Raw genomic sequence first — 17,352 nt, forward strand, 5'->3', positions numbered from 1 at the left:
CGCCTGGCCCGACGCCGCCCGCCTTTACCCCGCCTCCGCACCGGACGGCGAAGCCTCCACGCCCGGGAATGTGAATATTCACCTTTTCGTCAATTCGGTCATGGCGCCGCTCGGCTGTTTCCTCGGAAGAAGTCCATGATGGCCCCGTTCACCACGTCGGGGTGTTCGAGATACCCGAAGTGACCACAGTCGGCGATCTGCCGGTATTCACAGTCCGGGATGGCGTCGGCAACTTCCCTGCCCAGGTGGGGTGGAGCGACGATGTCGTCCTGGAAGGAGATGACGAGGGTCGGGGTGCTGATCGACCGGTATGCGGCGAGACGGTTCGGAAACGTGTCGAGCGTGAGTTGGGCGCGGATCCCTGGGGGCCTCTGCGGCGACATCTCCAGGAGGTCGATCCAGTCCCGCACCAGCTCCTCGTTGTTGAGACTGGCGGGAGACAGGTTCTGCGTTGCCCTGACCACCGCGTCGTACAGCGGCGGGATCGATATGTTCTGGTCGTGAAGTTCCAGGTCCGCTCTGGACATCGCCGCCCGGAGGGCATCCGTTCTGCCCCTTGTTGCGATGAGGACGGCCTGTTCCACCAGATCCGGCCGGACGACGAGCATTTCCTGAGTGATGAAGGCGCCCAGTGAGGCGCCCACGACGCGACACGGAGCGAGATTCAGCTTCTCGATCAGCGCGACGGTGTCATTGACCATGTCGTCCAGAGTGAAGTTCTCGGTCGGGTCAAAGGACGGCGCAATGCCACGGTTGTCGAAAGTGATCGTACGGTAGCCGGCCTCCGTCAGGGCCGGCACTTGATGGAGATCCCAGACACGGCCAGGGCTCCCCGTCCCCATGACCAGTAATACGGGATCCCCCTGTCCTGATTCCTCATAAGCGGGGAGATTCCCCTCGCTGGAGATCGGCGGCATCAATACCCCTATAGGAATCGACGACTTGTCGGGCATACCCCTACAGAGGCATGCCCGGTACCGCTCGGTGGTAGTGGCAACGCTACCCGGGCATGGGGGAGATGAGAACCCCAGGGTTGTTGTTCCGGTCCGCGTTGTCGAAGATCTTGATGGCTGGTTCTCGTGTTTACAAGGCGCTATATCTCGCTGTAGCGAAGGTCGGCCTGTCGTTACGGTTCCCGGCCTGAATGTGTGCCGGCCGCTGTTTGCGCCCTCACCGCGGCTCGCGTTGCCGTGCTTCTCGAATCGACTCCAACTAGCCATACGTTCCCCCGAGTTGATGTGGGCATTCCTGGTGTGACGATGTTCACGAATGGCTGTCATGGCTGGTGAGGCGCGTGTAACTTGCTCTTTACCGTTGGGATTCGACTGTGTCCCCAGAAGGGGTGGTTGCTATCTGCTTCTGCAGGTCGCGAAGCGCGGAGCGGGATACTTTTCCTCCTCCTGGCGGAGATTGCGTGACCGGGGGGCGTTCTCTCTGGATCCTCTGAAGATTTCGCTGTAATCTCCCGCTTGACCGATCTTTGTAATTTTCTATGCTCACCCTGCCGGTGCCCTGCGCGGTTGTCTGTATTCGCTTGGCAGGCAGGTTGTCCGGCTGAACGGTCGATTCTCGGAATTTTTCCTATGTCGGTCCGCGGTGTCCGCGGACGTCCTCGCGACCGTGCGTACTCCTTCGCTGCTCACACCGGCACGTATCCGACACCTGGCCTACCAGGAAGGCGATCTGCTCGTGTCTTTGCCCTCTCCGTACGCGGTTGTTCGCCGGCCGTTGTCCGCTGGACAGTCCGGTATGTGGTTCGCGCAGCAGTTGGTTCCGGAGAATCCGATATTCACCTGGGGTGAGTACCTGGAGATTCACGGTCCGATCGACACCGTGACCTTCGAACAGGCTCTCCGGCACGTCATCTCCGAGGCCGAAACCATGCGCGCTCGAGTCGTCACGGAACAGGGGACGGTCGGGCAGACAATCGAACCGCTGCTCGACTGGTCCCTCGACGTCGTGGACGTGAGCGAAGAGGCCGACCCGGTACAAGCCGCCGAAGCGGTGATGCGTGCCGACCTCGCCCGGCCGATGGACCTGCTTCATGGCCCCGCCTTCACCGAGATCCTCTTCCGCGCGGCCCCCGACCGCTTCCTGTGGTACCAGCGCATCCATCATGTGGTGATCGACGGCTACGGCCTGTCCCTTGTGGTACGCCGCGTCGCTCAGGTCTACACGGCTATCGTTCGCGGACTCCCCGTCGACGACGGCGCCTTCCCTTCCCTGCGGGCCCTCCTCGACGAAGACGCGGTCTACCGGGAGTCGGCCGCATACGGCGCGGACCGGGAGTACTGGCTCGGCCGGCTGGAGGATCTGCCCGAGGTGGCGGCTCTCGCTGAGGGCGCCCCGATCACGGCGTCCCGTTTCCACCGGCGCAGCACACGGCTGCGGCCCGACGCCGTGGACCGGCTGACCGCGTCGGCCCGGGAGATCAGCGCGAGCATGCCCCGGCTGGTGATCGCGGCTGCCGCGGCCTACGTCCACCGCATGACCGGAGCCACGGATGTCGTGCTGGGTCTACCGGTCACCGGTCGTACCAGTGACTCCGCCCGCGCGATACCCGGCATGTCCTCCAACGTCATGCCCTTCCGGTTGCGGATGCGCCCGCAGATGACGGTCGCAGGCCTGGTGCGGCACGTCTCCGAAGAGTTACGCGGACTGATGGCGCATCAGCGTTACCGCTACGAGGACTTACGCCGCGACCTCAAACAGGTCGGCGACGACCGGCGGATGTTCGGCCCCGTGGTCAACTTCATGCGGTTCGACTACGACCTGTCCTTCGCCGGATTCCCGAGCATCGCGCACAACCTCTCCACCGGACCGGTCCCGGACCTCTCGATCCTGGTGCACGACCGGATGGACGGCCGCGGACTGGGCATCGACTTCGACGGCAACCCGGATCTGTACTCCGGCGACGAGGTCGCCACCCACCAGCGCCGGTTCCTCGCGCTGCTGGACGGGATGGCGGGCGACACCACACAGCCCGTCGGTCGGCTGCAGGTGATCCTCCCCGAAGAGCGCGAGCAGCTCCTGGTCGTCGACAACGCCACGGACCGTCCGGTCGAGGGGCACGCCGCCACCATCGTGCGGCGCTTCACCGAACTGGTCGCCGACCGGCCGGACGCGCCCGCCCTGCGCTCCCGTACGGAACACCTCACCTATCGCCGGCTGGACGAACGGGCCAACCGCCTGGCACATCTGCTGAGGGCACAGGGCGTGGGCACGGAGACCGCGGTCGCCGTGCTGATGGAGCGCTCGGCCGACCTGGTCGTGGCCACTCTCGCGGTCCTCAAGGCCGGTGGCGTGTACGTGCCCATCCACCCCAGCTACCCGGTTGCCCGGCGCCGGCACATCATGCGGGAGACCGGCGCACCTGTGCTGCTCACCGACACCGTCATGAGCACCGACCGGTTCCCCCACGACGCCGCCGTGATCGTCGTCGACTCCGATCGACGCCTGGACGGTATGCCGGCGAGTGACCCGGGCGTCACCGTGCACCCGGATCAGCTGGCCTGCACGATGTACACCTCCGGTTCGACAGGCGTGCCGAAGGGCGTCGCCATCACCCACCGCGACGTCACCGACCTGGCCCACGACCGCTGGTGGGACGACGGGTGCACCGTGCGTGTGCTGCTGCACTCCCCGCACGCCTGGGACGCGTACACCCTGGAAGCGTGGGTGCCCCTGCTGACCGGGGGCGAGGTCGTCCTGGCGCCGCCCGGCGACCTGGACCTGCGCGACCTCGGCTCCCTCATCGTCGATGAACGCATCACCGCGCTGTGGCTGACCGCAGGCCTGTTCCACCTTCTGGTCGAGCAGAGCCCGGAGTGCCTGCGCGGAGTCGCACAGGTGTGGACCGGCGGAGATGTCGTGTCCGCCAAGGCGGTGCGCACCGCGCTGGATCACCATCCCGGGCTGACCGTGGTCAACGGCTATGGCCCGACCGAGACCACCGTCTTCGCCACGCGCAACCCGATCCGGGTGACGCACGAGGCGTCCGGCGCCGTGCCCATCGGCCGTCCGCTCGACAACATGCGGATCTACGTCCTCGACGGCACGCTGTCGCCTGTTCCGCCCGGCGTGAGCGGCGAGCTGTACGTCGCGGGCGCCGGGCTGGCCCGTGGGTACGCTCACCGGCCGGCCCTGACCGCCGAGCGGTTCGTCGCCGCTCCCTTCGGTACACCCGGGTCGCGGATGTACCGGACCGGCGACCTCGTCCGCCGATGCCCCGACGGCTCCCTGGAGTTCGTCGGCCGCTCGGACGACCAGGTCAAGCTCCGGGGCTTCCGCGTGGAACTCGCGGAGATCGAGGAGGCGCTGACACGCTGCGACGGCATCGCCCAAGTGACGGTCTTGCTCAGGGAGTTCGGCCCCGGCGACGATCGCCTCGTCGCCTACGTGGTCCCCACCGCCGAGATCCGGACCCACACCGACGCGTCGCTGAATCCGGACGGCCTGCGGGACCGCCTCGGAGCCACCCTGCCGCCGTACATGGTCCCCTCCGCGTTCGTCGTGCTCGACAGCCTGCCCCTCACCGACCACGGCAAGCTCGACCGGGCCCGGCTGCCCCTCCCGGAGTTCCACACGGCCCCTTCCTTACGCGCGCCGCGCACGCCGCAGGAGGAGGTTCTGTGCGGTCTGTTCGCCGAAGCGCTGGGCCTGTCGGCACTGGGTGTGGACGACAGTTTCTTCGACCTCGGCGGCCATTCTCTCCTCGCTATCCGGCTGATCAACCGGATCCGCTCCGTTCTCGGCCTCGACCTCAGCCTCAGGGCCCTCTTCGAAGCCCCCACCGTCGCACAACTCGCCGAGACGACGGCGCGATCGGGCGCCGGGGCGAAACCGGAACTCGCCGCCCGGCAGCGGCCCCACCCGGTGCCCCTTTCCTCAGCGCAACACCGGCTGTGGTTTCTCAACCAGGTCCAGGAAGCGGCCCCCGCCTACAACGTGCCCCTGGTCTTCCGGATCTCAGGTCCCCTGGACCGTGAGCATCTGCGTCGGGCACTCGGCGATCTCGTCGCCCGTCACGAGATCCTGCGTACGGTCTACCCGCTGCTCGACGGGGCTCCTCACCAGCGGATCCTGGACCCTGACGAGGCGGACATCGAGCCCGCCGTCCACGAGGTCGACGAGGCCGGGCCGGCGGCCCGACTGGCCGAAGCCGGCCGGCGGGGATTCGACCTCACCACCGACCTGCCCCTGCGGGCCTCGGTCTACCGGACCCGGCCCGACGAACACGTCCTGCTGCTCCTGCTGCATCACATAGCCGCCGATGGCTGGTCGCTGGAGCCGATCGCCCGCGATCTCTCCGCCGCCTACACCGCGCGGTACGAGGGCCGGGCCCCGTACTGGTCGAGGCTGCCTGTCCAGTACGCCGACTACACGCTCTGGCAGCGCGACTTGTTCGTCGACAGCGCGGACCAGGACCACCCGCTGCGCGCGCAACTCGACTTGTGGCATGCCAGGCTGGCGGATCTGCCGCACGAGCTCACACTGCCGTCCGACCGTGCGCGACCTGCCGCACCGAGCTACGGAGTGGGCACCGCCGCCCTGGAACTGCCCGCCGAACTGCACACGGCGGCGGCGGCTCTGGCCCGCCGCACCAACACCACCGTCTTCATGGTGCTGCAGGCCGCGCTGGCCGCGCTGCTGACCCGGATGGGCGCGGGCACCGACGTGCCGATCGGCACACCGATCGCGGGACGAGACGACGAGCGGCTCCAGGATCTCGTCGGGTTCTTCGTCAACACGCTGGTGCTGCGCACGGACACCGCCGGACCGCCGGCCTTCGACGAGCTCCTTGCTCGCGTCCGTGCCTGCACCCTTGAGGCCTACGCGCACCGGGACGTCCCCTTCGACCGGCTGGTCGAGACCGTCAACCCGCCGCGCGCACTGGGCAGGCACCCGCTTTTCCAGGTCATGCTCGCCCTCCAGGGCAGCGACGATGTGCGGCTGTCCTTGCCGGGCGCCACGGCCCGGTTGGAACCCGTGGAGGCGGTCGCGGCGAAATTCGACCTCCTGGTCAACCTCGGCGAGCGGTACGACGCCACAGGCGCGCCCGCCGGGATCGCCGGCGGCCTGGAGTACAGCACCGACCTCTTCGATCAGGCCACGGCCCGAGCCCTCGCCGACCGATTCGTGGGGCTCCTCACCGAGGCGGTCGCGGACCCCGGCCGGCGCATCACGGACATCGACCTCCTCACCGTGACGGAGCGGCGGGAACTCCTGGCGGACCCCGACACCTCAACCGAGTCGATCCCCGCTCTGCTGCACGAGTTGTTCGAGATCCAGGCCGAGCGGACCCCGGACGCGATCGCGGTGAGCCACCGCGGTCACGGGATGACATACCGCGAACTCGACGAGCGAGCCGGCCGGCTCGCGCGCTCGCTGGTCGAGCGGGGCGCCGGGCCGGAGCGCGTGGTGGCGCTGTTGCTGCCGAGGTCGGCCGACTTCGTCGTCGCCGCCCTCGCCGTGCTGAAGTCCGGGGCCGCCTACTTGCCGTTGGACCCGGACTATCCGGCCCGGCGACTGGATCTGACGCTGCGCGACGCCGCACCTCGGTGCGCCGTGACCACCTCCGAGGTCACCTACCGGCCGCCCTCCGGCATGGAAACGATCGTTCTGGACGACGACGCGACCATCGCCGAACCCACCCGGCAGCCCGGCATCCAGCCGGTCGCCGTCGCGGCGGAGCGCCCGGCCGCCCCGCTCCCGGAAAACGCCGCCTACATCATTTACACCTCGGGGTCGACGGGCGCCCCGAAGGGTGTCGTGATCCCGCACCACAATGTCGTACGGCTGTTCACGACGACCGAGGACTGGTTCCGGTTCGGTCCGGACGACGTCTGGACGCTCTGCCACAGCTACGCGTTCGACTTCTCCGTATGGGAGATGTGGGGCCCGCTGCTGCACGGCGGACGACTGGTCGTCGTGGACCGGCAGACAGCGCGCTCCCCCGAGGAACTGCTCGCCCTGCTGGTCGATGAGCGGGTCACTGTACTCAACCAGACCCCGTCGGCCTTTTATCAGCTCATGCAGGCCGACCGGGACACCCCGGAGCTCGGCAGCCGGCTCGCACTGCGCCGGGTGATCTTCGGCGGGGAGGCGCTGGAGCCGCGACGGCTGGCCGATTGGTACGACCGGCACGCCGAGGGCACGCCGGTGCTGGTGAACATGTACGGGATCACCGAAACCACCGTGCACGTCAGTCACCTGCCTCTGCGCCGACACACCACCGTGGGCCACGGCAGCCCGATCGGGCGGGCGCTGCCCGACCTGCGGCTGCGGTTGCTCGACGAGCGCCTGCGCCTGTTGCCCGCAGGCGTGGAGGGCGACATCTACGTCAGCGGGCCGGGCTTGGCACGCGGCTATCTCGGCCGGCCCGCCCTGACGGCCGAGCGCTTCGTGTCCGACCCCTACGGGCCGCCGGGGGCGCGTATGTACCGCACCGGCGACCGCGCGCGCCGCCGCGCGGACGGCGGGTTCGACTTCGCCGGCCGGGCCGACCAGCAGGTCCAGGTGCGCGGCTTCCGGATCGAGCCCGGGGAGATCGAGGCCGTGCTGATACGGCATGAGGGGATAGCCCAGGCCACCGTCGTCGTCCATGAGTTCGGTCCGGGAGACGAGCGTCTCGTCGCCTATGTCGTGCCGGCCGACCGTGCCGCGGACCCCGCCGGCTGGCGGCGGCACGCCGCGGATCTGCTGCCCGAGCACATGGTGCCTGCCGTCTGTCTGCCCGTGGACGCCATGCCGATGACCGCCAACGGCAAACTCGACCGTGCGGCGCTTCCCCGGCCCGAACGGCCCGCCGGCCCGACCGGGCGGGCGCCGCGCGATCAAGCGGAGGAGGTCCTGGCCGGGCTGTTCGCCGATGTGCTCGGCCTGCCTGTGCCGGGCATCGACGCCAGCTTCTTCGAACTGGGCGGACACTCCCTGCTGGTGACCGGGCTGGTGGGACGGATCCGCTCGGCCCTGGGTGTGGAAGTGCCCCTGCGGGCCGTGTTCGAGGCCCCGACGGTGGCCGCTCTCGCCGGGCGGCTGCCCCGGGCGCCCCGGGCACGGCGCCCGCAACTGCGGGCGGTCGCACGGCCGGCCGAGATGCCGCTGTCGTACGCACAGCGTCGACTGTGGTTCCTGCGGCATCTGGAAGGCCCGAGCGCCACCTACAACGTCTCGTGGGCCGTGCGGCTCAGCGGCTCCCTGGACCTGCCCGCGCTGCGGGCGGCCGTGCACGACGTGGTCGCCCGGCACGAATCGCTGCGCACTGTCCTCCCGGCGCGCGACGGAGTGCCCCGCCAGCACGTCCTGGACCCGGTGGACGTGCGACTCGCCGTACCGGTCACCGATACCGTCGAGCCGGACCTGCCGGAGGCTCTGCGCAGGGCGGCCGCCCACGAGTTCGACCTGGTCGGCGACGTACCTCTGCGGGCCGAGGTCTTCCGTCTCCGCGCCGACGCACACGTGCTGCACCTGGTGGTGCACCACGTGGCCGCCGACGGCTGGTCCCTCTCCCCTCTGGCGCGCGACCTGGCGACGGCCTACCGGGCCCGGATCCGGGGCACTGCCCCTGCGTGGCGGCCGCTGCCCGTCCAGTACGCCGACTACACGCTGTGGCAGTGTGAACTCCTCGGCGGTGAGCGCACCGAGCCCGACGGGACGAGTGTGACGGATCGGGAACTGGCCTTCTGGCGGGCCGCCCTGGCTGATCTGCCGGAACAGCTCGACCTCCCCACCGACCGCCCCCGGCCCGCGTTCTCCACCCACCGGGGCGGGCTGGTCGACTTCGAGCTGCCCGGCCCCGTGCACGCGGCCCTGGAGGAGCTGGCCCGCGCCAAGGGGGCCAGCCTCTTCATGGTGCTGCAGGCCGGCCTCGCCGCGCTGCTGACCCGGCTCGGGGCCGGCACGGATCTGCCGCTCGGCACGCCCGTCGCCGGGCGGAGCGACGCCGCACTCGACGACGCCGTGGGCTTCTTCGTCAACACCCTGGTGCTGCGCACCGACACGGCGGGGAATCCCACGTTCTCCGAACTCCTGGGCCGGGTCGCCGAGACCGACCTCACCGCCTTCTCCCACCAGGAGCTGCCGTTCGAGCTGCTGGTCGAGGCGCTCAACCCCGAGCGCTCCCTGTCCAAACAGCCGCTGTTCCAGGTGCTGCTGGCCCTGCAGAACACGCCCGAGGCCGACTTCACCGCGCCGGGGGTCACCGTCGCCCGGGAACACGTACCGCTGGACGTCGCCAAGTTCGACCTGTCCTTCGGCTTCACGGAGCGCCGGGACACCGACGGCGCGCCGGCGGGTCTCAACGGCATCGTCGAATACAGCGCCGATCTCTTCGACCACCCCACCGTCCGGCGCGTCGCCGAACGTCTGGTGAGGCTGCTGCACGCGGTGGCCCTCGCCCCGGACCGCCGGATCGGCGACGTGGAGATCCTCGACGCGGCGGAGCGCGAGGAGATCCTGCACACCTGGAACGCCCGCACCCGTCCGGTGTCGCGGGCTTGCCTGGGCGACCTGTTCGAACAGCAGGTACGGCGCACGCCCCGGGCACCCGCTGTCCACTACGAGGGCACGCGGCTGTCGTACGCGGAACTGAACGAGCGCGCCAACCGCCTCGCGCACTCCCTGATCGGCCGGGGTATCGGGCCGGAGGACCTGGTGGCCCTGGCGCTGCCGCGCTCCCTCGACCTGGTGGTGGCCGTGCTCGGCGTGCTCAAGTCCGGTGCCGGATACCTGCCGCTCGACCCGGAATACCCGGCCGACCGGATCACCGCCATGCTGGAGGACGCCCGCCCGGCTTGTGTGCTCGCCGCCGCGTCGGTGGTCGGCACACTGCCCGGTCTCACCCCCGGCACGCTGATGGTGCTGGACTCGGACGACATCGCGGGCGTGCTTGCCCAGGCGCGTACCGGAGACCCGGTCGACACCGACCGGACGACCCCGCTGCGGCCCGAGAACTGCGCCTACGTCATTTTCACCTCCGGATCGACGGGGCGGCCCAAGGGCGTGCTGGTGCCGCACAGCGGGGTGCCCAACCTCGCTCTCGGCCTCGACGAGCAGGTGGGGGTCGGACCGGGCAGCCGCTTCCTGCAGTTCGCCTCGATGAGCTTCGACGCCGCGGTGCCCGAGCTGTTCATGCCGCTGCTGGCCGGGGCCTGCGTGGTGCTTTCGCCCGCGGACCGGCTGTTGCCGGGACAGCCGCTGGCCGACCTCGTGGCACAGACCGGCGTCACTCACGCGATCCTTCCCCCTTCGGCCCTGGCGGTCCTGCCCGAGGACGCTTTCGGCGAGGGCGCCACGGTCTTCACCGTGGGCGAGGCCTGCCCACCGGAGGTCGTTCGACGCTGGTCCGGCCGGGTACGGCTGATCAACGCCTACGGACCCACCGAGGCCACGGTCTGCGGCACGGCGAGCGAGCCGCTGGCCGCGGCGGCGGGCGAAACGCCGCCGATCGGCCGCCCGCTGGCGAACGTACGGGCGTACGTCCTCGACGCGTTCCTGAGGCCGGTGCCCCCGGGGACGACCGGAGAGCTCTACCTCGCGGGCCCCGGTGTGGTCCGCGGCTATCTCGGCCGCCCCGGTCTCACCGCGGGGCGCTTCGTCCCCGACCCGTACGGCGAGCCGGGCAGTCGTATGTACCGCACCGGCGACCTGGCCCGCCGGCGGGCGGACGGGCAACTGGTCTTCGCCGGACGGGCGGACGACCAGGTCAAGATCCGGGGCTTCCGCATCGAGCTGGACGAGGTGAGCGGGGCACTGTCCCACCTCGCGGAGGTGGCACGGGCGGTCGCCGTGGTCAGGGAGGACCGGCCCGGCGACCGTCGTCTGGTGGCGTACGTGGAACCGCGCGCCGACTGTTCGCCCGCCCCCTCGGCGCTGCGCGACGCGTTGGCCAGGACGCTCCCGTCCTACATGGTGCCGAGCGCCGTCGTCGTCCTCGACCGGCTGCCGCTGTCCGCCGGCGGCAAGATCGACCGCGGTGCGCTGCCCGCCCCCGACTACACGGCCGACCTGTCCTCGGCGCCCGCCAGAACGCCGGTCGAGAAAGTGTTCCGCGACCTGTTCGTCGAGGTCCTGGGCTTGCCCGAGGTCGGGGTGCACGACGGGTTCTTCGACCTGGGCGGCGACAGCATCCTGTCGATGCAGCTGGTCGGCCGGGCCCGCCGGGCCGGCCTGGAGATCTCCCCGCGTGATGTCTTCCAGAAGCCGACTGTGGCCGAACTCGCCACCGCCGCGCGTACGGTGAGTGCCGCCCCGGAGAGCCGGCCCGACATCGGAACGGGCGACGTGCCGCTGATGCCCATCGTCCGGTGGCTGCGGGAGCTGGGCGGCCCGGTCGACGGCTTCCATCAGTCGGCCGTGGTGTCCCTGCCCGGCGGCGCGGACCCGGACCGGGTGACCCGCACCCTGCAGGCCCTCCTGGACCACCACGACGCGCTGCGCCTGCGACTGCGGCGGGACGGGGGCCAGTGGTCGCTGCACGTCCCGCCCGCGGGGGCGGTGTTCGCGCACGACTGCCTGCGCCGAATCGGCATCGGTGGCACCGATGCCGCCGACGTCACCGCCCTGACGGAGGCCGAGACGCGTGCCGCCCAGGAGCGACTGAGCCCCGACGCCGGAGTCATGGTCCAGGCCGTCTGGTTCGACGCGGGCCCCGACCGCTCCGGCAGACTGCTGCTGATGGTCCACCACCTCGCGGTGGACGGCGTCTCCTGGCGGATCCTGCTGCCCGACCTGGAAACCGCCTGGACCGCCCTCGGGCAGGGCCGGGAGCCGGAGCTGCCCCCCACCGGCACCACCCTGCGGCGCTGGGCACAGCTGCTGCACGAGGAGGCCGGGCGCTCTGAACGGATGGCCGAGGCGCCGCTGTGGGCCGATATTCTCGCGACACCCGACCCGGAGCTGGCCGCCCGCCCGCTCGACCCACGGCTCGACACCCACGCCACCAGCAGCCGGTTCACCGTCGAGCTGGCGGCCGACCGCACCACGGCGCTGCTGACCACTCTGCCCGCCGCCTTCGGCGCCGGCGTCAGCGACGTACTGCTCACGGCCTTCGCGCTGGCGGTCGTCGAATGGCGCCGCAGGACAGGACGCAGCGCCAACAGCGCGGTCCTGCTCGACCTGGAGGGCCACGGCCGGGAACCGGTCCTCGAAGGGGTCGACCTGTCCCGCACCGTGGGCTGGCTGACCAGCGCCCATCCCGTGCGGATCGATCCGGGCACGGTGGCCTGGAGCGAGGTCACCTCCGGCGCGGCGGCGCTCGGCCGCGCGCTCAAGACGGTCAAGGAACAGCTGCGGCTGCTGCCCGACCGTGGCATCGGCTATGGGCTGCTGCGTCATCTCAACCCCCGCACCGCGGCCGAGCTCGGTGTGCTGGAGACCCGCCCGCAGATCGGCTTCAACTATCTGGGGCGGTTCGTAGGGCAACCCGACGCCGACTGGGCCCCGCTCGCCGACGGCGGGGGACTCGGTGGCGGCTCGGACGCGGCGGCCCCGGCCCCCCATGTGATCGGGGTCGACGCCCTCGCCCGGGACGACGGTGACGGGACACGGCTGCTGTGCACCTGGTCGTGGCCTACCGCCCTGCTGCCGGAGGCGGAGGTGCGCGAACTGGCCGCGTGCTGGTTCGCCGCTCTCGACGGCCTCCTGTGCCACCACGAAAGGCCCGACTCCGGCGGGCTGACCGCGTCCGACCTGTCGCTCGTCGCGCTCGACCAGGACAGCATCGACCAGCTCGAAGCCGCATGGAGGAGCAGCAAGTGAAGCGTTCGGGGCTTGCCGACATCCTGCCTCTGACACCGCTGCAGGAGGGCATGTACTTCCACGCGGCGTACGACGAGAAGGCACCGGATGTCTACAACACGCAGCTGGTGTTGGAACTGGACGGACCGCTCGACGCCGCCGCGCTGCGCAACGCTGTCCACACGCTGCTGCGCCGGCACGCCAATCTGCGGGCGATGTTCCTGCACGAGGGACTGGACCAGCCTATGCAGGTCATCCCGCACGAGGCGGAACCGCCCTGGCACGAGGGGGATCTGTCCGGTCTGCCCGAGGAACAGCGGCACAAGGAGTACGAGAGCCGGCTGAGCGAGGACCGCGCGCGCCGTTTCGACCTGGGCCGGGCGCCCCTGCTGCGCTGCACCCTGGTGAAGCTGACGCCGGGGCGGCACCGGCTGATCATCACCAACCACCACATCCTGCTCGACGGCTGGTCACTGCCGCTGCTCGTGCAGGAGCTCTTCCGGCTGTACGCGAGCGGTGGCGACGACACGGCGCTGCCCCGCCCCGTGCCCTACAAGACGTACCTTGCCTGGATCGCCGCCCAGGAGCGGGAGACCGCGCTGAGCGCGTGGGGCAGGGAGTTGGCCGGGGTGGAGGGTGCCACCCTCCTCGTCCGTGACGGCCGCGGCAGGAGCCCCTCGCTGCCCCGTGCCTTCGGGTTCCGGTTGTCCGCGGAGACGACCGGGGCCCTGGAGGCGCAGGCGCGTCGCCACGGCCTGACCCTCAACACCCTGGTGCAGTGCGCCTGGGGACTGCTGCTGGGCCGTCTGGTCGGCAGCGACGACATCGTGTTCGGAACGACGGTCTCCGGGCGGCCGTCGCAGATCGACGGTGTCGAGTCCATGATCGGCTTCTTCATCAACACCATCCCGGTGCGGGTGAGGGCCACACCGGGGGACTCGCTGCTGCACGTCTGCCGGCGGCTCCAGGACACCCAGGCCGAGCTGCGGGAGCTGCACCACGTGGGTCTGGCCGACATCCAGCGAATCACCGGCGTGGGCGATCTCTTCGACACCCTGATGGTCTTCGAGAACTACCCCTTCGACGAGTCGGCCCTCCCCGAGGCGCGCGGGGTACGGGTGGCCCGTGCCGAGAGCCACGACGCCACCCACTACCCACTGACCCTCGCCGCGCTGCCCGGCCGGAGTCTGGGCTTCCGGGTGGACTACCGCCCGGACCTCCTCGACGAGCCACGGGTACGGCAGATCACGGACCGGCTGGAGCGGGTCCTCGTCGCCCTGGCCGAGGACCCGCGGGCGCCGGTCGGCCGGCTCGACATCCTGGACGCACCGGAGAAGGCGCACCTGACGGAGCTGGGTCGTGGGGCGACCGCCCGGGTCCCACAGCCCTCGGACCCGAGGTACGACCTGGCCGGGCTGTTCGAGGCACAGGCCGCCCGCACCCCCGACGCCGTCGCCGTCGTGTCCGGGACCAGTACGGTCACCTACGCCGAGCTGAACGTGCGGGCCAACCGGCTGGCCCACCGCTTGATCGCGGCGGGCGTGCGGCGCGAGTCCCCGGTGGCGCTGTTGCTGGAGCGTTCCGTCGAAGCGGTCGTCGCTGTCCTGGCGGTGGTGAAGGCGGGCGGCACTTATGTACCGGTCCACGACTCGTTCCCCGCCGACCGCATCGCCTGGGTCCTCGACACCACCGGAGCCACGGTCTTCGTCACCGACCGGGCGAACAAGGACCGGGTTCCCCGGCACACCGTGGACGTGGTGCTCGCCGACGACACCGGCGGACCGGGGGAGCGCGACGACGACCCGCGGCTCGCCACCGATCCACGGCAGCTGGCGTACGTGATGTTCACCTCCGGATCGACGGGCGTGCCCAAGGGCGTGGCGGTCACCCAGCGGGATGTGCGCGCGCTGGCCTTCGACGCGCGGTGGAGCGGCGGCGCGCACCGGCGGGTGCTGACACACTCCCCGCAGGCATTCGACGCCTCCACGTACGAGATGTGGGCGCCGTTGCTGGGCGGCGGCGGGATGGTGCTCGGCCCGGCGGGCGGGATCGACGCCCAGGCGCTGCGACAGGTGGTCGCCGAGCACGGCGTGACGGCCGTGTTCCTGACGACGGCGCTGTTCAACGTGATGGCCGAGGAGAACCCCGCCTCCTTCCGCGGCCTGCGCGAGGTCCTTACCGGCGGCGAGGCCGCATCCCCCGCGGCGATGCGCCGGGTGCTGTCCCACTGCCCGGGACTGGCCCTCGGTCATGTCTACGGCCCCACGGAGACGACGACGTTCGTGACGCACCAGCCGATGCGCGACGCGGGCGACGTCACCGGCGTACCGCCGATCGGCGGGCCGCTGGACGGCACCCGGGCGCTGGTGCTGGACGCCGGACTCGGGCTCGTCCCGCCGGGCGTGGTGGGCGAACTCCACATCGCGGGCGCCGGCTTGGCCCGCGGATACTGGGGCCGCGGGGCTCTGACGGCCGAGCGCTTCGTGGCCTGTCCGTACGGCGTCCCCGGCGAGCGGATGTACCGCACCGGGGACCTGGTCCGGTGGAACGCCGACGGCGCGCTGGAGTACTGCGGCCGGGGCGACGGCCAGGTCAAGGTCCGGGGGTTCCGCATCGAACCGGGCGAGGTCGAGGCGGCGCTGTCCCGGCACCGCTCGGTCGCACGGGCCGCGGTCGTGGTGCGGGAGGACCAGCCGGGCGGCAAGCGCCTGGTGGCGTATGCGGTCCCCGCGCCGGGACACGGCCTGGACCCGGCCGAACTACGGAGGTTCGCCGCCGGGACACTGCCGGAGTTCATGGTGCCGGCCGCCGTCGTGGAGCTGGCGGCGCTGCCCCTGACGGGCAACGGGAAGGTGGACCGTGCGGCCCTGCCCGCCCCGGACTGTGTGGAAACCGGACCGGCGAACGTACCGCGCACCACCCGCGAGGCCGTCCTGCACCGGCTGTTCGCGGAGGTCCTGGGCGTGTCGCGGGTCGGGGTGGACGACTCCTTCTTCGACCTCGGCGGCGACAGCATCATGTCCATCCAACTGGTCGGCCGTGCACGCAGGGCCGGACTGGTCCTCACCCCGCGGGAGGTCTTCGAACTCAAGACCGTCGAGAGACTCGCGGCCGCGGCCCACGACATCGATGACGCGGCACCCCGCGGCGCGGACGACGTCGCCTGGGGCGAGGTCCCTCAGACCCCGGTCGTCGCATGGCTGCGCGAACGTGGCGGACCGGTCGAGGGGTTCCACCAGTCGATGCTGATCCAGATCCCCGCGGGCCTGGAGGACCGGACCCTTGTCGCCGCACTCCAGCACCTGCTCGACGGACACGACGCCCTGCGCATGCGACTGCGCCGTGCGGAGCGGGAATGGGCGCTGGAGATCCCGCCCAAGGGCTCGGTCAGGGCCGAGGCCTGCTTCCGGCGGGTGGACCTCGCCGACGAGAAGGACACCGTCGCCCGGCACGCCGCCGAGGCCCGGACCCGGCTTGCGCCACAGGACGGCATCATGATGCAGGCCCTCCGGTTGGACGCGGGTCCCGCCCGGCCGTCCCGACTCCTTGTCCTGCTGCACCACTTGGCGGTGGACGGCGTCTCCTGGCGGATCCTGCTGCCCGACCTGGCCCGAGCGGCGCAGGCGGTGGCCGACGGGCGCCGTCCCGAGCCGGTGCGGCAGGGCACGTCCTTCCGCCGCTGGGCCCAACTGCTGTGCGAACAGGCCCAGGATCCGGTGCGAACGGCCGAACTGCCGGTGTGGCAGCGTGTCCTGGCGCGGTCCGAACCGCCTTTGACCGACCTCCCGCCCGACCCGGCGCGGGACACCGCACGCACGGTGTGCCGGATCACCCGTGAACTGCCGCCGCGGATCACCGAGCACCTGCTGACGACGGTCCCGGCCGCCGTGCACGGCGGCACCGAGGACGTACTGCTCACCGGGCTCGCCCTCGCGGTGGCCGAGTGGCGGCGCGACCTGGGGCGGGGCGAGGGCACCGCCGTCCTGGTGGACGTGGAGGGCCACGGCCGCGAGGAGCTCGGCACCGGCGCGGACCTGTCCGGCACCGTGGGCTGGTTCACCTCGGTACACCCCGTGCGCCTGGACGCGAGGGTGACAGACTGGCGCACCGGCCCCTCCCTTCTCCAAGCGCTCAAGCGGGTCAAGGAGCAGGTGCGGGCGCTGCCCGACCACGGCATCGGATACGGGCTGCTGCGCTACCTCAACCCCCGCACCGGGCCCGATCTGGCCGGCCTGGCGGCCCCACAGATCGGCTTCAACTACCTTGGCCGTTTCGAGACTTGGGCCACCGCCGACTGGAGCCCGGTCGGGCAGGACACCCCGCTGAGCGGCGGCTCGGACGACGCCATGCCGGTGGCGCACCCGCTGGAGGTCGCCGCGCTGACGCGCGCCGACTCCGACGGGCCACGCCTGCTGATCAGCCTGATGTGGCCGCAGGCGCTCCTGGCGGAGAGCGCGGTGGACGACCTGGCCAACGCGCTGGTGGCCGCGCTGAGCGCGCTGGCGCGGTCCGTCGGCGACCTGCACACGTACGGGCACACGCCCTCCGACCTGCCCCTGGTGTCACTGAGCCAGGCCGATATCGACGAGCTGGAAGCGGACTGGGGGAACTAGA

3 protein-coding genes are annotated in these 17,352 nt (G+C 71.0%); 2 read left to right on the forward strand and 1 reads right to left on the reverse strand.

Features of this window, described 5'->3' with window-relative positions:
* Positions 1-98 precede the first annotated feature (98 nt).
* Complete coding sequence (locus tag ACIRQP_RS33000; protein WP_403896823.1) at positions 99-917, reverse strand: alpha/beta fold hydrolase; 819 nt, start codon at positions 915-917, stop codon at positions 99-101.
* 703 nt (positions 918-1,620) lie between these two features.
* On the opposite strand from ACIRQP_RS33000, the gene ACIRQP_RS33005 reads away from it, so the two are divergent.
* Both ACIRQP_RS33005 and ACIRQP_RS33010 read left to right on the forward strand, forming a co-directional pair.
* On the forward strand, positions 1,621-12,759 hold the full coding sequence (locus ACIRQP_RS33005; RefSeq protein WP_403896735.1) for an amino acid adenylation domain-containing protein: 11,139 nt from the start codon (positions 1,621-1,623) through the stop codon (positions 12,757-12,759).
* On the forward strand, positions 12,756-17,351 hold the full coding sequence (locus ACIRQP_RS33010; RefSeq protein ID WP_403896738.1) for an amino acid adenylation domain-containing protein: 4,596 nt from the start codon (positions 12,756-12,758) through the stop codon (positions 17,349-17,351). The genes ACIRQP_RS33005 and ACIRQP_RS33010 overlap by 4 nt, the downstream gene beginning before the upstream one ends.
* Position 17,352 lies beyond the last annotated feature (1 nt).

Origin of the sequence: Streptomyces sp. NPDC102274, from assembly GCF_044766385.1 — a bacterium.
In the GTDB taxonomy this organism is placed as follows: Bacteria; Actinomycetota; Actinomycetes; order Streptomycetales; family Streptomycetaceae; genus Streptomyces.